Origin of the sequence: Vibrio sp. STUT-A16 (genome assembly GCF_026000495.1) — a bacterium.
Lineage (GTDB): Bacteria > Pseudomonadota > Gammaproteobacteria > Enterobacterales > Vibrionaceae > Vibrio > Vibrio diabolicus.
Genome location: NZ_AP026765.1, coordinates 592,971 through 615,425, shown reverse-complemented (window position 1 = coordinate 615,425; position 22,455 = coordinate 592,971). Strand labels below are relative to the sequence as shown.

Below are 22,455 nucleotides of genomic sequence, written 5' to 3'. Positions count from 1 at the left end.
TAATGCTAACCAACCTCTCAACGGTTCTTCGTCAAGCGGGAATACTGTCTTTTTCCCAAGAAGAATCGTTACTTGAGCAAGCTAAAGCTTCTGGCATTTCGATGCCGGAGGCTTTGCTCAGTTGTGGCTTTTTCCAATCACATGAGCTGACTGAGCACCTTAGCTCTATCTTTGGACTTTCCTGCACATCACTCAGTCAGTATGAGTACTCGTCGCTGTGCCAAAAGCTTGGCTTGCGCGATCTGATCACTCGACATAATGCCTTGCCACTCAATCGCACATCTTCCACATTAACACTCGCGGTTGCAGACCCAACTAACTTACAAGCGGAAGATGACTTTCGTTTTGCGACAGGGTTGCAAGTAGAGCTTGTTCTCGCTGATTTTCGCGAGCTGACCGCTGCGATTCGGCGCTTATATGGCCGAGCACTTGGGCAAGAAAAGTCTGGATTAAAAGAGATCAACCAAGAAGAGTTAGCCAGTCTGGTTGACGTGGGCGCAGATGAAATCGACAACATTGAAGACTTGAGCCAAGATGAGTCTCCTGTTAGCCGCTACATAAACCAAATTCTGTTGGACGCTGTGCGCAAAGGCGCATCCGATATCCACTTTGAGCCTTATGAAAAGATGTACCGCGTTCGCCTACGCTGTGATGGCATCTTAATTGAAACACAGCAGCCACCAAGCCACTTAAGTCGCCGCTTATCCGCTCGTATCAAAATCCTCTCTAAGCTTGATATTGCCGAAAGGCGCTTACCACAAGATGGGCGTATTAAGCTCAAGTTGAATCAAGACACCGCAATTGATATGCGTGTATCCACGCTGCCTACTCTATTTGGAGAGAAAATTGTATTACGACTGCTCGACAGCAGCTCTGCGTCACTGGATATCGACAAGCTTGGTTATAGCGAACAACAAAAACAATTGTACTTGGATGCGCTGCGTCGCCCACAAGGCATGATTCTGATGACAGGCCCAACTGGGAGCGGGAAAACCGTTTCTCTGTACACTGGGCTGAGTATTCTCAATAAACCAGAAATCAACATTTCCACGGCAGAAGACCCAGTAGAAATTAACTTATCGGGCATTAACCAAGTTCAAGTTCAGCCTAAGATTGGTTTTGGTTTTGCCGAAGCCCTGCGCTCTTTCTTACGTCAAGACCCCGATGTAGTAATGGTCGGTGAGATTCGTGACTTAAACACTGCGGAAATCGCCATAAAAGCATCGCAAACCGGTCACTTAGTACTTTCAACCTTACATACCAATTCTGCGGCTGAAACGGTTATTCGTTTATCAAACATGGGCGTAGAAAGCTTTAACTTGGCCTCCTCTCTTAGTTTGATTATTGCCCAGCGCTTGGCCCGTAAACTGTGCTCGCACTGCAAACAATCACAAGAGCTTACCGTTCAGCTACAACATCTCGGAATTCAAGAAAGCGACAACATTTTTAAAGCCAATCCCGATGGATGCAATGAGTGTACCCATGGTTATTCCGGCCGAACGGGGATTTATGAAGTAATGCGCTTTGATGAATTTCTTTCCGAAGCGCTTATTAAAGGCGCCTCGGTACATGAACTAGAAAAACTCGCCATCGCAAATGGTATGAGCACGTTACAAATGTCGGGCATAGAAAAACTCAAACAAGGGATCACAAGTTTTAGTGAACTACAGCGCGTACTTTATTTTTAATCCTTTAATCAGCAGTCACCTCTATGAAAAGCACTACACCACAACTTAAAAACTTCCGCTGGAAAGGCATCAACAGTTCAGGCAAAAAGACGTCTGGACAAACCCTCGCGATGACAGAAATTGAAGTACGCGAGCGTCTAGACGCACAACACATCAAGATCAAGAAGTTAAAGAAAAGCAATATCTCGTTTCTAACTAAACTCAGCCATCGCGTGAAAGGCAGAGACATCACGGTGTTTACCCGGCAAATTTCGACGATGTTGATAACCGGTGTCCCCTTAGTTCAGGCTTTAAAATTGGTATCAGAAAACCACAAAAAAGCAGAGATGAAATCCATTTTGATGAGCGTGACACGCGCCGTTGAAGCGGGTACGCCCATGTCAAAAGCCATGCGCACTGCAAGTGAACACTTTGACCCACTCTATACCGACCTTATCGCCACAGGTGAGCAATCCGGTAACTTAGCGGAAGTGTTCGAGCGCTTAGCCACCTACCGAGAAAAAAATGAACAACTCCGTGCGAAAGTGATCAAAGCCCTGATTTACCCAGCCATGGTAGTGCTAGTAGCGTTAGGCGTGTCGTTTATCATGCTCACCAAAGTCATTCCCGAGTTCGAAAAAATGTTTGTTGGTTTTGGTGCTGACTTACCTTGGTTTACCAGGCAAGTGTTGGATCTTTCCGCCTGGACACAAAACTGGAGCCCCTTTATAGCACTAGGCTCTATCAGTCTATTCATCTCGGCGAGAATCCTCTCTAAGCGTTCAGATTCTTTTCGCTTAATGCTCAACCGCTCTGTGCTTAAATTTCCTGTTCTGGGCCCTGTATTATCAAAAGCCGCTATCGCCAAATTTAGTCGAACACTCGCCACAAGCTTTACAGCGGGTATTCCAATTCTAACCAGTTTAAAAACCACATCAAAAACCTCAGGAAACTTACACTATCAACTCGCCATAGAAGAAGTTTACCGTGATACCGCCGCAGGTATGCCAATGTATGTTGCCATGCGTAATTGTAATGTGTTCCCTGAATTGGTGTTACAAATGGTTATGATCGGTGAAGAATCTGGTCGACTTGACGACATGCTCAATAAAGTTGCAACGATCTACGAGTTTGAAGTCGACAACACCGTCGACAACCTTAGTAAAATCCTAGAGCCGCTAATTATCGTTTTTTTAGGCATCGTTGTTGGCGGATTAGTGACAGCAATGTACTTGCCAATCTTTAACTTAATGAGTGTATTGGGCTAGAATGAGCTGTTAATTCCTTTAAAACAGCATCTTGCTGATTTCACTCATCGCTCAAGAGACAAATATGGAAGTATTCCAGTACTACCCTTGGCTATTCGTTGTGTTTGCCACCATCTTCGGTCTTATCGTGGGTAGCTTCCTCAATGTGGTTATTTATCGACTACCTAAAATCATGGAACTAGAATGGCGACGCGAATGTGCCGAGTCATTTCCTGAATACAAAATAGAACCTCCTCAAGAAGTGCTGACCTTGAGCGTCCCACGCTCCTCCTGTCAGAAGTGCGCAACGCCGATACGTGTTCGAGACAACATTCCTGTGATTAGCTGGCTGCTTTTAAAAGGCAAATGCCACAACTGTCAGACAGCCATTAGCGCACGCTATCCACTGATTGAACTGCTCACTGCGTTCTGCTCAGGCTTTGTCGCTTACCACTTTGGTTTTAGTTACTTTACCGTTGCCCTACTCTTTTTCACTTTTATCTTAATCGCCGCAACATTTATCGATCTCGATACTATGTTGTTACCTGACCAATTAACATTACCATTAACTTGGGCTGGCATTGCCTTAGCATTAGTCGAAATAAGTCCTGTTACTCTACAAGATTCTGTCATTGGTGCTATTGCTGGTTACCTATGTCTCTGGTCCGTTTACTGGGGCTTTAAGTTACTTACCGGTAAAGAAGGAATGGGATATGGTGATTTTAAACTACTAGCAGCACTAGGGGCTTGGCTGGGCTGGCAGTCACTGCCGATGATCATTCTACTTTCTTCTGTGGTTGGCATCGTATTTGGCATCATTCAACTACGCTTGCAAAAACAGGGAATTGAAAAAGCTTTTCCTTTCGGTCCTTACTTAGCAATTGCTGGTTGGATAAGCTTAATTTGGGGCGACCAGATTTTAAACTGGTACTTTACTTCAGTTCTAGGAGTGTAAATGGCTTTGGTTATTGGTTTAACAGGTGGTATCGCTAGTGGAAAAACAACCGTCGCGAATCTGTTCAAACAACAATTTAAAATCGATATCGTCGATGCCGACATTGTAGCAAGAGAAGTTGTCGAGCCAGGCACTCCCGGCCTAAACGCGATTATTGAACATTTTGGTCACGATATCGTTCGTGAAGACCAAACTTTAGATCGCGCAAAGCTGAGAGAGAAAATCTTTTCAAACTCAGATGAAAAAGCATGGCTCAACGCACTGTTGCACCCGATAATTCGTGAAAAGATGATCGAAGATTTGCAGCAAGTCACCTCAGAGTATGCGTTACTTGTGGTGCCGTTGCTCGTAGAAAACAAGCTAGACAGTTTGTGTGATCGAGTTCTTGTCGTCGATGTAGAACCGAATACACAGATATCTCGCACGATGAAACGAGACAATGTGAGTGAAGAACAAGCTCGCGCTATCCTTGCCTCTCAAGCATCAAGAGAGCAAAGACTCGCGCTTGCAGACGATGTGGTTAAGAATAATCCAAGTGACCCAGATCTTTTGCTTCAAATCACAGATTTGCACGAAAAGTACCTAGCCATGTGTAAGAAAAATCTGCGAAAATAGGAACGAAACTCACAAAGGCTTATGTCGATGACCACGCACAAATTTGAACATCCGTTAAATGAGAAAACTCGTATTTATCTAAGAGTGGAGTCTCTGCTGCGTCAGGCTCACTTGGCCTCTGGGTTTAGCGAAAATCACCAGTACCAACTGTTTTTCCGTGCGTTATTCGATATGGTTGAAATCTTCGAACAGATCCAGTTGAAAAGTGAACTGGCCAAAGATCTAGAGAAACAACGACTGTCGTACCGCCATTGGCTAAATGTTGATGGCGTCGATCAAGACGCATTAAATACCCTACTACAAGAGATAGATGTCGTTCATAGCCAACTGATGGGTGCAGAGCGTTTTGGTCAAGCACTAAAAGAAGATCGCTTCTTAAGCTCTATCCGCCAACGCTTTAATCTGCCGGGTGGTTCATGTTGTTTTGATTTGCCAGCGTTACATTACTGGCTTCACCTACCCATTGAACGTAAAAAGCATGATGCACAGCAGTGGCAAGTAAGCTTAAAGCCCTTATCTGATGCGCTTTCATTATGGTTAAAGCTCACTAGAGAGACCGGACATTTTAAAGCTCAAATCGGTCGTGCGGGTTTCTTCCAAAGTGACGCTGATGAAGCTAATATTCTAAGACTTCACATCCCAATGGAATATGGCGTTTATCCTATGATTTCTGGCCATAAAAACCGCTTTGCGATCAAGTTTATGTCGTTTGAAAACGGTCAAGCGTGCACACAAGATATTGAGTTTGAACTTGCTGTGTGCAGCTAAGACTCACCCCACAATCTAAAATTCAACGCTTTATTGTGCGTATATTGGATAAAATTTCGTAGCAGCAATAGCGCGTTGAATAAGCCATCTTGAATTCATTTAGGTATACTACCCTTTAACACCAATTAGTAATGGGACGCTCAACTATGTCTAAAATTACCATCGTTCAATGCCCACAATGTGGCGCCGACGTAGAATGGGGAGAACAAAGTCCTCATCGCCCTTTCTGCAGTAAACAATGCCAAATGATTGATTTTGGTGAATGGGCAGATGAAGAAAACACCATCCCAGGCGCCCCTGATATGTCCGACAGTGATAGACCAGTATTAATTGAAGCTCTAGGGTAAAGGAATATCCTAGGCTCCTTCTTGGGGAATCTGAATCACGCTCCTTCGTCGCTGTCCAGAATGACGAATTTTAACCACGGTACTCTATAATCTTTGACCATCATTTCCTGTCATTCCGAGGGGCCATAGCGGCATCAAGAATCTACTCATAGCAAGGATGAAGCTAACAACTTAAACAATTGCATGCTCGACTAGTAGATTCTGAATCACGCTCCTTCGTCGCTGTCCAGAATGACGAATTTTAACCACGGTACTCTGCAATCTTTGACCATCATTTCCTGTCAATCCGAGGAGCCATAGCGGCATCAGGAATCTACTCACAGCAGAGCTGAGGCGCGGAGTGTACGTCAGTGCATGAGCATCGACAGTGCAGGTCGGGTGAAAAGAAACGAGCAAGCTAATTACACAAATAAAAAAACGGAGCCCTAAAAGGACTCCGTTTAAGATGAGAACGCTAGTTATAGCATTACTTCTTAGCAAGTTTCTCTTTGATACGAGCAGACTTACCAGAACGCTCACGTAGGTAGTACAACTTGGCACGACGTACTGCACCACGGCGTTTAACTTCGATGCTATCAACGATTGGAGAGTGTGTTTGGAACGTACGCTCAACACCTTCACCGTTAGAGATCTTACGTACAGTGAAAGCAGAGTGTAGACCACGGTTACGGATTGCGATTACAACGCCTTCGAAAGCCTGTAGACGCTCACGGTCACCTTCTTTTACCTTAACTTGAACTACAACAGTGTCACCTGGTGCAAATTTAGGTAGGTCTGATTTCATTTGCTCTTCTTCAAGAGCTTTGATGATGTTACTCATTTTTTAAATTCCTAGAATAAACTGATACTAAATAAATTAGGTTACTTTGCGTTATGTTCACTAATGAACTCAGCAAGTAATTGTTCCTGTTCGTCAGTCAGAGCTAGGTTTTCCAGGAGCTCTGGTCTTCTAAGCCAAGTTCGGCCCAGCGACTGTTTTAGTCGCCATTGACGAATGTCCTTGTGATTGCCTGACATCAGTACCGCTGGTACTTCTTTGTCATCCAATACTTCTGGACGCGTATAGTGAGGGCAATCTAACAAGCCATTTGCAAAAGAGTCTTCTTCTGCTGACGCAAAATCCCCTAGTACACCCGGAACAAACCGAGAGACAGAGTCGATTAACGTCATGGCTGGTATCTCACCACCCGTCATCACAAAATCACCAATCGACCATTCTTCGTCGACTTCAGATTGAATGATGCGCTCATCTACCCCTTCATAACGACCACAAATCAGAAGTAAGTTCTCATTCGTTGCCAGTTCTTCCACTCCTTTCTGGTCGAGCTTGCGACCTTGAGGAGAAAGGTAGATGACTTTCGTCTTGCCCGGTGAGGCTGCTTTCGCGGTATGAATGGCATCGCGCAAAGGCTGAACCATCATTAACATACCAGGGCCACCACCGTAAGGTCGGTCATCGACAGTGCGATGTTTGTCATGAGTAAAATCTCTAGGATTCCAAGTCTCAATCGACAAAAGACCTTTTTTAACCGCTTGACCTGTTACTCCAAAATCAGTAACAGAACGGAACATTTCTGGAAAAAGGCTAATAACGCCAACCCACATGTTTATCTCGCTCTGTAATTTTGGAGATTAGAATCCAGGATCCCAGTCAACTTCGATCCGTTGAGCTTCGCGATCAACATTAATGATCACTTGCTCTTCAAGGAACGGGATTAATCGTTCCTTCTGCCCGAAAGCATCTTTAAGATTTGCTTTAACAACCAGAACATCGTTTGAGCCAGTTTCTAGCATGTCAGTAACGACACCTAGATCGTAACCTTTAGTGGTTACAACTTGCATCCCAAACAATTCGCGCCAGTAGAACTCATCTTCTGACAATTCAGGAAGTACCGCAGGGTCAATAGCAATTTCAAAGTTCGTCATTAGATGCGCGTCTTCACGAACATCCATGCCTTCCAGCTTAGCCACCATACCTTTGTTATGGCGCTTCCAGCTTTCTACTTTGTACTCAACCCACTTACCCTTTTGGTTAATGTACCAAGGGCTGTAATCGAAAATGCTTTCAGCATTGTCTGTGTAGGAAAAAACCTTAAGCCAACCTCGAATGCCGTAAGTAGCACCAAACTTGCCTACAACAATCTTTTCGTTGCTCATTGTTTCTTTACCTTTCATCGACATAAACTAGTTTCTACTTTTCAAGTAAAAAATTAAGCCGCTTTTTGAGCGTCTTTAACTAGCTTAGCAACGCGGTCAGATACAGACGCGCCTTGACCAACCCAGTGGTTAACGCGGTCTAGGTCTAGACGTAGACCTTCTTCTTGACCTTTAGCAGTTGGGTTAAAGAAACCAACTTTCTCGATGAAACGGCCAGTTGCAGCGTTGCGGCTGTCCGCTACTACGATTTGATAAAATGGACGCTTTTTAGCGCCGTGACGTGCCAAACGAATGGTTACCATGTCGTCCTCTTTGCTTTCTCAAAAATAAAATTAACCCCAAAAACCATTCAAGAAATTAAATAGTTTGGGGTCTCGTGCCAAAATAAAGCTCCGGAATTTTACTCTTCTCCCGGAGCAATGCAAGGAGTTTAGTTACTTTTTCGCCAACATAAATTGAATTTAAAGTTTGTGACGTACCTAACACCCTGAATCTATGCGTGATCGATTAATTAACGACCAAATGGGTTGAAGCCACCGCCTCCACCCATGCCGCCCATCATGCCTTGCATGTTGCGCATCATGCCTTTCATGCCACCTTTTTGCATCTTTTTCATCATCTTCTGCATTTGGGTGAACTGTTTTAGTAAGCGGTTTACGTCTTGAACTTGCACACCAGAACCAGCCGCAATACGTTTCTTGCGTGAGCCTTTGATAATCTCTGGGCGTTGACGTTCTTTCATTGTCATGGAGCTGATGATCGCTTCCATCTGCTTGAACATCTTGTCATCGACTTTGTCTTTCACATTGTCTGGTAGCTGAGACATGCCAGGAAGCTTATCCATCATGCCCATCATGCCGCCCATGTTTTGCATCTGGCCTAGCTGTTCACGGAAATCTTCAAGGTCGAAACCTTTCTTCTCTTTGAACTTCTTCGCCAGCTTTTCTGCTTTTTCTTGGTCAACGTTGCGTTGTAGGTCTTCAATTAAAGACAGAACGTCACCCATACCAAGAATACGTGAAGCAACACGATCTGGATGGAACGGTTCTAGCGCGTCAGTTTTTTCACCGACACCCAAGAATTTGATTGGTTTGCCCGTTACATGGCGTACTGACAGTGCCGCACCACCACGAGCATCACCATCAACTTTAGTTAGAACTACACCGGTAAGAGGTAGCGCATCGCCAAAGGCTTTTGCTGTATTTGCTGCGTCTTGACCCGTCATAGAGTCAACAACAAATAGCGTTTCTACTGGGTTGATAGCTGCGTGAAGATCTTTGATCTCCCCCATCATCTCTTCATCAATCGCCAAGCGACCTGCGGTATCGACAATCAATACGTCGTAGAATTTTTTCTTCGCATGGTCAATCGCTGCATTGGCGATATCAATAGGCTTCTGGTCTGGTGATGATGGGAAGAAGTCAACACCGATGTCTGATGCCAGCGTTTCAAGCTGCTTGATTGCCGCAGGGCGGTAAACGTCGGCAGACACAACCAAGACTTTCTTCTTGTCACGTTCTTTTAAAAGCTTAGATAGCTTACCTACCGATGTGGTTTTACCCGCACCTTGTAGACCCGCCATAAGAAGCACAGCAGGTGGTTGAGCGGCAAGGTTTAGCGCCTCATTCGACTCACCCATTACGGCTTCAAGTTCTGTTTGAACGATCTTGATAAATTCCTGACCAGGAGTCAGAGATTTAGAAACTTCTACACCTACCGCTTTTTCTTTAACGCGGTTAACAAATTCACGAACAACCGGAAGCGCAACGTCAGCTTCAAGTAAGGCCATTCGTACTTCACGTAGGGTCTCTTTAATGTTGTCTTCGGTCAGACGACCTTTGCCACTGATATTTTTCAGCGTTTTGGATAATCGATCCGTTAAATTCTCAAACATCTTTGTCTCTTCGCTAAAATGGCGATTAATTAGTGTGAGTATACATTAGCCAAGGTCTGAGTCATACCCGTACCGCTGCTCTATTCTTGTCTCTATTTCTATATGGTGCGGTAACTTATTAATTTCAATATCTCATCTCTCACGATTGATGTCGGATATAACGTAGCCCCAAAGTGTAATGCAAGGTATAATTTCCTCATTGTGCACAATAATATTTAGGATTCATGGATAGCTTAATAGCCATCGCGGCCGCCATACTTTATGTTTTGGCGATTGCGACCATCATACCCGGACTCTCACAGCAGTCAGGAATCAAAGCAAAAACAGTGTTTGCTAGTGCTGCCTGTGCGCTTGTTTTTCATGCGTGGATTTTGAGTGATCTGATTTTTGATGGTGCAGGTCAAAACCTTAGTATTCTCAACGTAGCCTCTTTGATCAGTTTTATAATTTCTCTGGTCATGAGCCTTGCTATGTTGAAAAATCGGTTGTGGTTTTTATTGCCTGTCGTTTATAGCTTTGCTGCCATCAATTTATCTGCTGCCACATTTTTGCCAAGCACGTTTATCAAGCACCTAGAGAATGACCCTAAGCTACTCATTCACATTTCTTTTGCGCTGTTCTCATACGCAACTTTAACTATCGGTGCACTCTACGCACTTCAGCTGGCTTGGTTGGATCACAAACTGAAAACAAAAAAATCTTTGGCGATTAACCCAAACCTGCCGCCTTTATTAATGGTAGAGCGTCAGCTATTCAAAATCATTTTGATCGGTAACTTATTGTTAACTGGCACGCTCATTACTGGCTTTGTCTTTGTGCAGGACATGTTTGCTCAAGGTAAAGCGCATAAAGGAATTCTTTCTTTCATCGCTTGGATTGTGTACTCAATACTGCTTTGGGGTCATTATCAAAAAGGTTGGCGTGGTAGAAAAGTTACTTGGTTCGCTGTCGCAGGGGCTACGCTGTTAACTCTGGCGTATTTTGGCAGTCGCTTTGTGAAAGAAATCATCTTGAATTAAGGAGCTCTAGGGCTCCTATCCTTTATATTTTAGGCTAGATAAAATACAGTACGCCTTAACCCTTTGACTTAACGGACTTACTCAACCGTTATATAACCCAATACTTACAAGGAACAGCAACGTTTTGGACGACATCTCTACGGGTATCTTGTTTGCGCTACTCGCGTGTCTTATCGTCATATCAGGTTACTTTTCCGGCTCAGAAACAGGGATGATGTCTCTGAACCGTTATCGCTTAAAGCACTTAGCCAAAAATGGGCATAAAGGCGCTAAGCGAGTCGAAAGGCTATTAGACCGTCCAGATCGTTTGATTGGTCTTATTCTTATCGGCAACAACCTCGTTAATATTCTCGCGTCCGCCATCGCGACCATTATTGGTATGCGTTTGTATGGTGATTTAGGTGTCGCTATCGCGACCGGTGCACTGACTATGGTTGTATTGGTTTTTGCTGAAGTTACCCCAAAAACAATTGCAGCGCTGTACCCTGAACGTGTGTCTTACGCGAGCAGTATCCTACTGACCATATTGATGAAGTTACTATCACCTTTGGTGATGCTCGTTAACTTTATTACGAATGGCTTTATTCGTTTACTTGGCGTAAAAGCCGATCACTCAGTAGAAGACCATCTTAGTTCCGATGAGCTGCGTACCGTAGTAAACGAAGCTGGCGGATTGATCCCTCGCCGACACCAAGACATGTTGGTATCTATTTTGGATCTTGAGCACGTCACTGTGAACGACATCATGGTGCCACGCAATGAGATTACCGGTATCGATATTAATGATGACTGGAAATCCATCGTTCGTCAGCTTACCCACTCACCACATGGACGTATTGTTTTTTATCGTGACCAAATTGATGAAGTGGTTGGCATGCTGCGCCTGCGTGAAGCTTACCGCCTGATGCTGGAAAAAAACGAGTTCAATAAAGAGACGCTATTACGTGCTGCGGATGAAGTCTATTACATCCCGGAAGGTACGCCACTGAACGTGCAAATGTTAAAGTTCCAACGCAACAAACAGCGTATTGGTCTGATTGTTGATGAGTATGGCGACATTATTGGCTTGGTGACATTGGAAGATATTCTGGAAGAGATCATTGGCGAATTCACGACCTCGATTTCTCCAAGCCTTTCTGATGAAATCAGTCCTCAAGGTGACGGAAGCTTCCTCATTGAAGGCAGCACCAATATCCGAGATATCAATAAAGGCCTGAAATGGGATTTACCAACGGATGGCCCAAGAACGTTAAACGGTCTTATTTTGGAGCACCTGGAAGATATTCCAGAGAGCCATTTAAGCGTGAGAGTGGCTGGTCATCCAATGGAGCTTGTTGAGATTGAAGAAAACCGCATCAAGCTCGTTCGTGTTTATCCTAAAAAGAAAAAATAGCCTCTATCTACAACTCACGATAAGAAATAAAAAGAAAAGAGCCTGATCATGTCAGGCTCTTTTTAGTTCTGGATAAATATGCTTCTTGATAAGTTTTTTAGCAACTAGTCGATGCGCAGCTCTTTTAGCATCGATTCAGGCAAAGCAAGTTCATCATTTTTGTTCACCGATACACCAGCATCCAAAATGCTCTTTGCGATCTGTTGTGCTTCTTCTAAAGAGTGCATCGCTGCCGTGCCACATTGGTATTCGTTGAGTTCAGGGATCTTGTTCTGGCTTTCTACCTTTAGTACGTCTTCCATGGCCGCAATCCAAGCATCCGCTACTTGCTGCTCTGATGGAGTGCCAATCAGGCTCATGTAAAAGCCCGTGCGGCAACCCATAGGCGAAATATCGATGATCTCAACAGAATCGCTGTTTAGATGATTGCGCATAAAGCCTGCATAAAGGTGCTCTAGTGTATGAATACCTTTTTCAGAAAGGATGTCTTTGTTTGGCGCGGTAAAGCGTAAATCGAAGACAGTAATCGTGTCCCCTTTTGGGGTCTGCATGGTCTTCGCCACTCGCACTGCCGGTGCATTCATGCGAGTGTGGTCCACGGTAAAACTATCGAGTAAAGGCATTACATCTCTCCTGATTGTAACTCCAATACCTCTCGGTACTGGATAAATGTCATTCATCCCTACAGCACATAAACAGGCTGTGGGTTAAAAGAACCAGCTGCTGTTGTCTTCCAATTCCTGACGACATTGCTTCAGCTGCCAGCCATAAGTTTTTGCAGTTTGTTCAACACGTCGAGCGACTTTGAGCAAACTGGGCTTTCGCTTATAAGTACCTCGCTTGTACCCACCTCGACCTTCATGATAAGCCAGATATTGACTGTATGGGTCCCATAACGAAATCCCTAGTTGGCGCCTCGTTTCGTGAGTATACCAACCGACAAACATCATTGAATCATCAAAGTTGGTACGAGAACCGCCCTGACCCGTCGCATCTTGGAAATCTTCCCAAGCAGGATCTTGAGCTTGAGCGTAACCATACGCACTGCTGACTCGTCCCCAAGGGATAAATCCCAATAAATAGTCTTTGGGTGGTTTCGCATCGTGCCGAAAGCTGCTTTCTTGTTTAATGATAGCCATAGCGACATGAATGGGGGTTCCCCACTTTTCTTCCATATCTTTGGCATCATCATACCAGCCGGATTTCTCTCGAAATATCTCACATAAATTATTCTGCTGCTTTGGCGGTGCCGTGGCACAACCTGCAAGTAACATGCTTCCGAGTACCGATACTACTAACGGTTTAATGTTCAATCCCACCCAACCTTTACCTATTCACTACTGCTTCAGATAAGCAAAGTAATCTTCCAAAAAATCATCAAAAGATAGCGTGTCACTTTGTTCCGCTTGCTTTTGCTTTTCTACTGACGACGCCACTTCCGTTTCCATCGTATCTTGCGAGTAGTACTGATAACCGTGAGCTAGATTTTCCTCGCGGTACTTCATGCCAAGCGCACAGCCGACTTTACCTAACCCACCAAGCTCTTTCGTCAGCTCTAATAGTTGACCTGAAATCGTTAGTTCTGGGTTATCAACCCATGTCTCGAGTTTATTACACACATCTTGGTATGCACTGCCACCAGCAGCCATATCCATTTGCTGTGCTATCTGACGCAGCTCGACAAAAACTCGATGCGCCCAATCTTGCAGAGATAGACGTTCACCTTGGCAACCAATTTGCAGCATTAGCCCTTTTTCACGACCAGAAACAATGACTTTGTTCCAGTTGTCGCGCCAACACTCTAATTCACAGTTGTCCATTGGATCCGAGTCTGACAAGGCCGCCCAAGTCAGGAAGAGATCAAGGAATCGTACTTGCTCTTCATCCAACCCCACTGCGCTGAATGGGTTAACGTCTAGAGAGCGAACTTCAATGTACTCAACCCCACCGCGTCGTAACGCATCTGAAGGTTTCTCACCACTTTTCGACACGCGTTTCGGGCGAATTGGAGCGTATAGCTCGTTCTCAATTTGTAAAATATTGGAATTAAGCTGGCGGTATTCACCGTCCACTTTGACGCCTATTTTCGCAAACTCTTCTGATGGGTGACGAATCGCATCGCTCAAACCATCCAGATACTGATCAATGCTGTTAAAGCCAATTTTCAGTACACTTTGCGCACTATTGGTGTAGCCCAGATCGCTCAAACGCAAAGACGTCGATTTCGGCAAATACAAAGTGCCGCCAATTTTCTCGAATGGCAGATCGGTTTCACGACCTTGAATAAAAGAGCCGCATAACGCTGGCGATGCACCGAAGAAATACGGAATCATCCAACCAAAACGGTAGTAGTTACGGATCAGCGCAAAGTAGGCATCAGACTTAGCATCTTGGCGGGCTTGTTCATCTTGCTCGCCGAATAGCGCATCCCAAAATGTCTCAGGGAACGAGAAGTTAAAATGCACACCTGAGATGATTTGCATCAGGCTGCCATAGCGGCGTTTTAGGCCTTCTCGGTACAGGGTTTTCATTTTTGCTGCATTCGAAGAGCCGTACTGAGCAAGCTGAATATCCTCTTCCGAGCCGACATAACATGGCATAGAAAGAGGCCACATCTTTTCTTCACCCATTTTTGTCTGCGTGAAGTGATGGATATCTTTCAGTTGTGCCATCAGTTCTGGAATTTCATGTGACACAGGCGTAATGAATTCTAGCAATGATTCAGAAAAATCTGTCGTGATCCATTGGTTTGTGAACGCAGAGCCTAACCCCTCTGGATGAGGTGTTGTTGCTAGATGTCCATCCTGACGATAGCGCAAAGTTTCTCGCTCAACACCGCGTCCAAACTGCTTAAATACTTCGGGGTTTGATGCAACTTTTTTTAGTCGCGCAGCAAAATCAGTCAAAATGAGGTTCGCTTATATTGGGAGCAGGACACTTGTCACAAAGGACAAGCGTAAGCTAAGTTATTGATATTTAATGCATCTAGATAAATAACCCACGAAAAGTCGCTTATCTAGATGAATAGCGGAGAAACGTTTCTCCGCTATTAAATGTGTACTCTATCGAATGATTTCAAGCTCTTCTACGTCTTTCCCCAACTTTTCTAATTGAGGACGCAGTGATTTAGCATCACCAACGACGATAATTTGATAGTCATTTGGATCAAACCACTTTTGAGCCAGTGCATTCAAAGTCTGCTTATCGACTTTTTCTACGATAGCGTTTCTTTGCTGCAAGTAATCTTGATCGAGGTTGTACTTAAGAATATCACTGATAAGTTCCGCTTTTTGTGTTGGCGTTTCATATTTCAGTGCATCTTTTTGACCGACCGCTTGACGCATAAATTTCATCTCTTCATCAGTAATTCCTGACTGCGAGTATTCATTTAGCTCATTTTCCATCTCAATGATAGAAGCAACCGTTGCATCCGCTCGTACTTGCGCGGTGAAAACAACCGAGCCAGTTTCTGGATTTCCAGAGAAGTAGCCGTAAGCGCCGTATGTGTAACCCTTGTCTTCACGTAGGTTTTGGTTAATGCGGCTATTGAAGTTTCCAGCTAAGTTGAAGTTTGCCAGTTGGCTTAGGTAAAAATCGCCCGTTGCATCGTAAGGCATACCCTGACGAACCATCATGACCACACTTTGTGGTGCACCTGGTTTATCAACAAGATGGATCTTTTGCTCACCTAATGCAGCGATGCTTTGCGGTGCATACAATGGCACAGCTTCATCCTGCCAGTTTTTCCAGAACGTCAGTTGCTGTTCAATTTCCTGTTGGTCAATGTCACCAACAACGACGATTTGCGCACTTTGTGGCGTGTAATGCTTCGAGTAGAATTCACGGACATCATCCAACGTTAGTGCACTAACACCTGCTTGCGTGCCGTCTTTTGGTCGAGCAAAGACAGAGTCCCCATAAAGCACCTGGCGAGTCGCTTGTGATGCCATCCAACTTGGGTTTTGATGCTCATACACAAGACCTTCTAGCGCTTGCATCTTCACACGCTCGAAGTCTGCTTGCTTAAATGCAGGAGACAGCAACATCTCTTCGACAATTTTCAACGTCGGCTCTAAGTTCTTTTCTAAAGCAGAAACGCTGATGTTTGTTGTGTAGCCCGTTGCATTCACGGAGATGACACTACCTAGTTTATCGAGCTCAGCTTGAATCTCTTCGACACTACGTTTCGTTGTGCCTTCTTGCAACATTGCTGCGGTCAACTGGGCAAGACCTTCTTTGCCCTTTTCAACAAAACGTGTTCCCGCAGGTAAACTAAACTGCATCATGACCGTTGGTGTTTCATCGCTAACCGCACCAAGCAATTCCGAGCCATTATTGAAATGAAGCTCGTACAACTCAGGCATCGTCGCTTTCACTGGCTCCCCTACAGGCGGTTGCACAGAGCGATCGAAGTTATCGGTCGCACGACGATACGCCAATTGATCATCAGTGATCTTCTCGTATTCTGGTAGCGTACGCTTTGGCGTCACAAAGGTCGCTGGTTTTACGACAAGGTCAGTTTTTCCTTTTGGTACCACGCTTAGGGTCACTTTGTTCTTACCTTGGATAAAATCCGTATACGCTTTTTCTACCGATGCAGGCGTGACTGCGCGGATCTGCTCAAGCTGTTGCTCAAGACGATCAGGATCGCCGAAAAATGTCTCGTTGGAAGCCAACTGCGTTACTTTGCCTTTAACGCTTTCTAATGCAAAGATAGCATCCGCTTCCGCCTTACCCTTCAATTGTTCAAGGCGATCTTCTGTCACGCCTTTTTCAGCAAACTGATTGAGTGACTGTAAAAGCTCGTCGTACAGTTTTGATAGGTCGCCTTTGTCCCCAGAGTCACCCATTGCATAAACGTAAAAGTTACACGCCAGTTCTGCACAGTCATGGAATGAGCCCGCATCGACGGCTTTTTGAGTCTTGACTAAGTCTTGGTAGAGCACGCTGTTTGTACCGCCACCTAGCACTTCAGATAGCGTGTCGAGAGACGCTTGGCTTTCTTCGCCGTTGTAAGTTGTTGGCCACGCGATCATCACCATCGGTTGTTGAATGCGATCTTCTAGCGTGATGTATTTGTCTTCTTGCAGCTTTGCAGGTTGTTTCGGCGCATTTTCAACCTCTGGCCCACGAGGAATCGAACCGAAGTACTTATTTACCCACTCAAGAGTTTGTTCAACGTCTAAGTCCCCACCGATCGTGATAGTCGCATTGTTTGGGCCATACCAACGTAAGAAAAACGCTTTGAGATCGTTCACATCAACACGATCAAGATCTTCAACATAACCAATAGTTTGCCACGAATACGGATGACCTTCAGGATATAGCGCTTCAGACATACGCTCCCAAATTAAGCCATAAGGACGATTATCGTAACGCTGAGCTCGCTCATTTTTTACAGTTGAACGCTGAATTTCAAATTTGCGTTGAGAAACCGCATCCAGCAAAAAGCCCATACGGTCAGACTCTAACCACAGCATTTTCTCTAGCTGGTTAGCCGGGACAGTTTCAAAGTAGTTAGTACGATCACGGTTTGTCGTACCATTTAACGTACCGCCAGCCTCTGTGATGATTCTGAAGTGCTCTTGGTCACCAACGTTCTCTGAACCTTGGAACATCATATGCTCAAAGAAATGCGCAAAACCAGACTTACCCACTTCTTCACGAGCCGAACCAACATGGTAAGTCACATCCACATGGACCAATGGGTCGGAATCTTCAGGAGCTAAGATCACCGTTAAGCCATTATCGAGTTTATATTTTTGGTATGGAATCTTAACTTTGCCTTCTTCCGCTTTCGATGACTCGACGAAAGTTACCCCTTCCGGCAGTGATGAAACTGGCGTATTTGATACACAGCCCGTGATCACTAACAGTGAGCACGCGCCAACCCAAAACATCTTCATGTACTTTCCTTAAAATAATCCGAGATAGATGGCCGCAAGCAAGCTATACCTAGCAGCCTTTCCTAAAAATATTAAAATCACGCAAGGCAGAAGCTTCATTCTCAGCCACCCTGCGGCTAAACACAGCGGGTCTCCAATTATGGGTAACCAGCTAAAAAACAATCCCAAATAGCCATACTTAGACAGCCAGTTTAATGCGGTATGACCGTGCTTTTCTTCTTGCGCTTTGTTGGGAATCCACAAGCCAAGCCAATAATTTGTTAAGCCACCAAGCGTATTGCCGATAGTGGCGACCATAATAATTGACGAAACGGAATATTGATTTAATGAGAGAGTGGCAACTAAGCCCGCCTCAGAACCACCAGGTAACAAAGTGGCACTGAGAAAACCGGTCATGAAAAGCACCCATAACGCTGAATCTGAAAACCAAAGCGCTAAACTTTCAAAGCTCGTATTAAATGCTTCTAGCATGTCATATCAAGCAACACCTTGCCTCTGGTTCTTCCTGATTCGACCTGCTGGTGAGCACCAATTACATCACTCATAGGATAAACCTGTTGAATTTCAGTCTTCAGTAAACCAACGCCGACCATGTACAACAAGGTATCTAACTGCGCAGGATCTGGTTCAACCAACATGCCACTAGCCTCAAAGCCTAGGAGTTTGGCTTTTTCACAAATCAGCTCAGCTGTTATGGTTGGAACGGTTATGACTCTCGCATTGTCTTTCAGGCATTTAAGCGCGTCTAACGCAGCATCTCCGCCTACTAAATCAATCAAAACATCAACATCTTCAACACGTTCTGACACTGGTGCAAATTGATAGTTCACTGCATGAGCACCGAGCGTCGCAAGGTAGTCTAAATTTCGTTCACTGCAGGTTGTAAAGACTTCCGCTTTCGTCGCGATCGCAATTTGTACCGCGAGGTGTCCAACGCCACCGGCTCCTGCGAGGATAAGTACGCGATCGTTTTCAGTCACATTAGTCTTACTGAGAGCTTGTGCCGCAGTTTGGCCTGCCAACGGTAATGCTGCTGCAGCCTCTAAAGTGACAGAGCTAGGAACATGACTTAACTCTGTTTCTGGAACACATACGTACTGACTGTACCCACCGCCTCGAACTGGGAAACCAGTAAATCCAGCCACCTCATCACCTTCATTAAAACGTGATGCCCCCTCTCCACAAGACATCACTTTTCCTGAGATGTCGTAACCTGGTACCCAAGGTAAATTATCCTTGTTCTGCGCAGCTGCCCAACCGAGTCCGGCTCGAGTTTTAACATCAATAGGATTTACGCCTGAAAAAGCGACTTTTACTAAGACTTCACCAGGCTGTGGTGATGGTGTAGAAGCATGTTGAATCGCGAGTACGTTGGCATCACCAAATTCAGTGATAACGATCTGTTTGTGTTCCATAAACCATTCCCTGCAAGAAAACAAAAAGGGATGCGAAAGCATCCCTTTGACTATAAACCATTTTGTTAACCGAAGTTAATCGTGATTTTGTAAATTAGTTGATCATTCCATTTTCGGTAATGACTAGCCGACAAGTGCTAGCAAGATACCAGCGGCAACCGCTGACCCCAATACACCTGCAACGTTTGGTCCCATCGCATGCATCAACAAGAAGTTTTGCGGGTTAGCTTGTAAGCCGACCTTGTTCACCACACGCGCGGCCATTGGTACCGCAGAAACGCCAGCCGCACCGATAAGTGGGTTGATGTCTTCTTTTGAGAACTTGTTCAGCAACTTAGCCATTAGCACACCAGCACCCGTGCCAATACTAAACGCAACCGCACCAAGCCCTAGAATGCCTAATGTTTCTAAGTTCAGGAATTGATCCGCTTGCAGCTTCGAGCCAACCCCTAAGCCCAAGAAGATCGTCACGATGTTGATCAGCTCATTTTGTGCGGTTTTCGATAGACGATCGACCACACCCGCTTCACGCATTAAGTTACCAAGACAGAACATACCGACAAGAGGCGTTGCTGAAGGTAGGAAAAGAATCGTCATGAGTAATACTGCCATCGGGAACAATACCTTTTCCCATTTACCCACGTGACGCAGTTGCGCCATTTGAATCTCACGTTCTTCCTTAGTGGTTAGCGCCTTCATGATTGGCGGCTGAATGATTGGCACTAAAGCCATGTAGCTGTACGCGGCTACAGCAATCGCACCAAGCAGGTCTGGTGATAACTTACTTGCTAAGAAAATCGCCGTTGGGCCATCCGCACCACCGATGATAGCGATAGACGATGCATCCGCCATGGAGAACTCCATACCAGGTACATAGTTGAGCAAAATAGCGCCAAACAGTGTCGCAAAAATACCAAACTGAGCTGCCGCACCTAGCCACAACGTTTTTGGGTTTGCGATCAAAGCACCAAAGTCGGTCATCGCACCCACACCCATGAAGATCAACAACGGGAACACACCCGATTCAATCCCAATGTAGTAAACGTAGTAGAGCAAGCCGCCAGGCTCAGTAAAGCCAGCATTTGGAATATTCGCCAAGATAGCACCAAAACCAATCGGCAATAGCAGTAAAGGCTCAAAGCCTTTTTTGATTGCCAAAAACAGCAAGGTACAACCAACCAGCATCATACAGATTTGGCCGAACTCGAAGTTAGCGATCCCTGTTTCTGCCCAAAGGGTTAACAATCCGTCCATGATACTCCCTTACGCCAGGCTCAACAGAGGCGCACCTACTGTGACAGCATCGCCTTCTTTAACGTTCAACTCTTGAACCACACCACCACGCGCCGCACGCACTTCTGTTTCCATCTTCATTGCTTCAAGAATCAGTAGTACATCGCCTTCAGCCACTTCAGCACCAGGCTGAACATTCACTTTAAAGATGTTACCGGCAAGAGGAGCAGGCACCGCTTCAGCAGAAGCGCTAGAAGGTGCGCTAGGTGCCGTCGATTTTGCAGGCGCCGCAGAAGGAGCGACAGAGGTTAGCTCGCCTTGAGGACCGACTTCCACCTCATACACCTGTCCGTCAACACGTACGCTATAAGTTTCTACGCCGCCAGTTGCTGTTTGCGCCGCAGGTACGGCAGGCTTCGCGGCTTCTAGCGTTGGTGCAGGTTCAAATGCTTCTGGGTTATCACGATTCTTAAGGAACTTGAGACCAACTTGAGGGAAAAGCGCATAAGTAAGTACATCATCAACACGCTCACTTGCTAGCTTAATACCTTCTGATTTTGCTTTCTCCATCAGATCAACAGTAAGCGTCTCCATTTCAGGCTCAAGCAAATCGGCAGGACGACAAGTAATAGGCTCTTTGCCATCAAGTACTTTAGCTTGCAGCTCTGCATTTAACTCGGCTGGCGCTTGACCGTATTCGCCTTTCAATAGACCAGCGGTTTCCTTAGTTATGCTCTTATAGCGCTCGCCAGTAAGCACGTTAATCACGGCTTGCGTCCCGACGATCTGCGAAGTTGGAGTCACCAATGGAATGAAACCAAGATCTTCGCGTACACGAGGGATCTCTTCTAATACTTCATCAATGCGATCCGCAGCGCCCTGTTCTTTCAACTGGCCTTCCATGTTAGTCAGCATGCCGCCAGGCACTTGAGCAATCAGGATGCGAGAGTCTACACCTTTCAACTGACCTTCCCACTTCGCGTACTTCTTACGTACTTCACGGAAATACGCGGCGATAGGTTCTAGTTGCTCGAGCTTCAAATTGGTATCTCGCTCGGTTCCTTCTAGCATCGCGACTACCGTTTCCGTCGGCGTGTGACCATAGGTACAACTCATTGAAGAAATCGCTGTATCGAGAATATCAATACCAGCTTCAACTGCTTTTACCGCTGTCGCAGTAGACAAGCCTGTCGTCGCGTGACAATGAAGTGCTAATGGCACATCACAAGACGCTTTGATACGCGTGATAAGCTCTTCCGCTTCATAAGGCTTGAGTAAGCCAGACATATCTTTAATACACAGTGAATGACAACCTAAATCCTCTAGGCGTTTTGCCAAGTCAACCCAAGTGTCTGCGTTATGCACAGGGCTTGTTGTGTAAGACAGCGTACCTTGAGCATGTGCGCCAACATCGACCGTTGCTTTAACAGCCTTCTGGAAGTTTCGCACGTCATTCATTGCATCAAAGATACGGAATACGTCCATACCGTTAGCATGTGCGCGTTCAACGAACTTCTCTACTACGTCGTCGGCATAATGGCGGTATCCTAAAAGGTTTTGACCACGCAGTAGCATTTGCATTGGCGTATTAGGCATCGCTTTTTTCAGCTCACGTAAACGCTCCCAAGGATCTTCCCCTAAGAATCGAATACAAGAATCAAACGTTGCGCCACCCCAAGTCTCTAGAGACCAGTAACCAACCTTATCCAACTCAGCTGCGATAGGCAGCATATCCTCAATACGCATACGCGTAGCAAATAGTGATTGATGGGCATCACGAAGGACCACATCTGTAATAGCTAGTGGTTTAGACATGCTCTTAAACTCCTTTTTAATCCT

21 protein-coding genes are annotated in these 22,455 nt (G+C 45.3%); 8 read left to right on the top strand and 13 right to left on the bottom strand.

All coding sequences use genetic code 11. The annotated features are described in order from the left end of the window. Positions 1–2 precede the first annotated feature (2 nt). The 6 genes from pilB to yacG all read left to right on the top strand — a co-directional run bounded on the left by pilB (position 3) and on the right by yacG (position 5,599). The gene (gene pilB, locus OO778_RS02985; RefSeq protein ID WP_258614054.1) at positions 3–1,688 is read left to right on the top strand and encodes a type IV-A pilus assembly ATPase PilB; all 1,686 of its coding nucleotides are present in this window, start codon (positions 3–5) and stop codon (positions 1,686–1,688) included. Positions 1,689–1,711: 23 nt separating this feature from the next. Next, positions 1,712–2,935, top strand: a complete 1,224-nt coding sequence (locus tag OO778_RS02980) for a type II secretion system F family protein (RefSeq protein WP_248381230.1) — start codon at positions 1,712–1,714, stop codon at positions 2,933–2,935. A 64-nt stretch (positions 2,936–2,999) separates the two neighbouring features. Next, positions 3,000–3,869, top strand: coding sequence for an A24 family peptidase (locus OO778_RS02975; protein WP_258614053.1), 870 nt, complete (start codon positions 3,000–3,002; stop codon positions 3,867–3,869). Further along, the gene (coaE, locus tag OO778_RS02970) at positions 3,870–4,484 is read left to right on the top strand and encodes a dephospho-CoA kinase (protein WP_047008979.1); all 615 of its coding nucleotides are present in this window, start codon (positions 3,870–3,872) and stop codon (positions 4,482–4,484) included. Between the two features lie 27 nt (positions 4,485–4,511). Next, entirely contained in the window at positions 4,512–5,252 is a 741-nt protein-coding gene (gene zapD / locus OO778_RS02965; RefSeq protein ID WP_012841416.1) for a cell division protein ZapD, read from the top strand. Positions 5,253–5,398: 146 nt separating this feature from the next. Continuing rightward, positions 5,399–5,599 (top strand): DNA gyrase inhibitor YacG, encoded by a 201-nt coding sequence (gene yacG, locus OO778_RS02960; RefSeq protein WP_264910666.1) that lies wholly within the window; start codon positions 5,399–5,401, stop codon positions 5,597–5,599. A 466-nt stretch (positions 5,600–6,065) separates the two neighbouring features. Here the strand turns inward: yacG and rplS are convergent, their stop codons facing one another. From rplS to ffh, 5 genes are all read right to left on the bottom strand, one after another. Beyond that, a complete protein-coding gene (gene rplS, locus OO778_RS02955) occupies positions 6,066–6,419 on the bottom strand; it encodes a 50S ribosomal protein L19 (protein ID WP_005379971.1) in 354 nt (117 codons plus the stop codon). A 41-nt stretch (positions 6,420–6,460) separates the two neighbouring features. Further along, entirely contained in the window at positions 6,461–7,204 is a 744-nt protein-coding gene (gene trmD, locus OO778_RS02950) for a tRNA (guanosine(37)-N1)-methyltransferase TrmD (RefSeq protein WP_005425529.1), read from the bottom strand. Between the two features lie 27 nt (positions 7,205–7,231). Next, positions 7,232–7,780: a ribosome maturation factor RimM gene (gene rimM / locus OO778_RS02945; RefSeq protein ID WP_005379964.1), complete on the bottom strand. Its 549-nt coding sequence runs from the start codon at positions 7,778–7,780 to the stop codon at positions 7,232–7,234. Positions 7,781–7,809: 29 nt separating this feature from the next. Beyond that, complete coding sequence (gene rpsP, locus OO778_RS02940) at positions 7,810–8,058, bottom strand: 30S ribosomal protein S16 (protein WP_005379962.1); 249 nt, start codon at positions 8,056–8,058, stop codon at positions 7,810–7,812. A gap of 209 nt (positions 8,059–8,267) precedes the next feature. Beyond that, entirely contained in the window at positions 8,268–9,650 is a 1,383-nt protein-coding gene (ffh, locus tag OO778_RS02935) for a signal recognition particle protein (RefSeq protein ID WP_258614052.1), read from the bottom strand. Positions 9,651–9,874: 224 nt separating this feature from the next. On the opposite strand from ffh, the gene OO778_RS02930 reads away from it, so the two are divergent. Further along, positions 9,875–10,669 (top strand): inner membrane protein YpjD, encoded by a 795-nt coding sequence (locus OO778_RS02930; protein WP_047008980.1) that lies wholly within the window; start codon positions 9,875–9,877, stop codon positions 10,667–10,669. Between the two features lie 124 nt (positions 10,670–10,793). Continuing rightward, on the top strand, positions 10,794–12,062 hold the full coding sequence (locus tag OO778_RS02925) for a CNNM domain-containing protein (RefSeq protein WP_005396696.1): 1,269 nt from the start codon (positions 10,794–10,796) through the stop codon (positions 12,060–12,062). 104 nt (positions 12,063–12,166) lie between these two features. On the opposite strand, the gene luxS is transcribed toward OO778_RS02925, so the two are convergent. The 8 genes from luxS to oadA form a co-directional block, all read right to left on the bottom strand. After that, positions 12,167–12,685: an S-ribosylhomocysteine lyase gene (gene luxS / locus OO778_RS02920; RefSeq protein ID WP_005396698.1), complete on the bottom strand. Its 519-nt coding sequence runs from the start codon at positions 12,683–12,685 to the stop codon at positions 12,167–12,169. 84 nt (positions 12,686–12,769) lie between these two features. After that, positions 12,770–13,336 carry a hypothetical protein gene (locus OO778_RS02915; protein WP_012841415.1) on the bottom strand — a complete coding sequence of 189 codons (567 nt, stop codon included), beginning with the start codon at positions 13,334–13,336 and terminating at the stop codon, positions 12,770–12,772. A 63-nt stretch (positions 13,337–13,399) separates the two neighbouring features. After that, entirely contained in the window at positions 13,400–14,968 is a 1,569-nt protein-coding gene (gshA, locus tag OO778_RS02910) for a glutamate--cysteine ligase (protein WP_253651603.1), read from the bottom strand. A gap of 156 nt (positions 14,969–15,124) precedes the next feature. Beyond that, on the bottom strand, positions 15,125–17,968 hold the full coding sequence (locus tag OO778_RS02905) for a pitrilysin family protein (RefSeq protein WP_264910665.1): 2,844 nt from the start codon (positions 17,966–17,968) through the stop codon (positions 15,125–15,127). 9 nt (positions 17,969–17,977) lie between these two features. Next, positions 17,978–18,439: a YqaA family protein gene (locus OO778_RS02900; protein ID WP_047008984.1), complete on the bottom strand. Its 462-nt coding sequence runs from the start codon at positions 18,437–18,439 to the stop codon at positions 17,978–17,980. After that, a complete protein-coding gene (locus OO778_RS02895; protein ID WP_264910664.1) occupies positions 18,433–19,383 on the bottom strand; it encodes an NADP-dependent oxidoreductase in 951 nt (316 codons plus the stop codon). The genes OO778_RS02900 and OO778_RS02895 overlap by 7 nt, the downstream gene beginning before the upstream one ends. Positions 19,384–19,506: 123 nt before the next feature. Beyond that, positions 19,507–20,637: a sodium ion-translocating decarboxylase subunit beta gene (locus OO778_RS02890; RefSeq protein ID WP_005396706.1), complete on the bottom strand. Its 1,131-nt coding sequence runs from the start codon at positions 20,635–20,637 to the stop codon at positions 19,507–19,509. Between the two features lie 9 nt (positions 20,638–20,646). Next, the gene (gene oadA / locus OO778_RS02885) at positions 20,647–22,431 is read right to left on the bottom strand and encodes a sodium-extruding oxaloacetate decarboxylase subunit alpha (protein WP_139060519.1); all 1,785 of its coding nucleotides are present in this window, start codon (positions 22,429–22,431) and stop codon (positions 20,647–20,649) included. Positions 22,432–22,455: the final 24 nt, after the last annotated feature.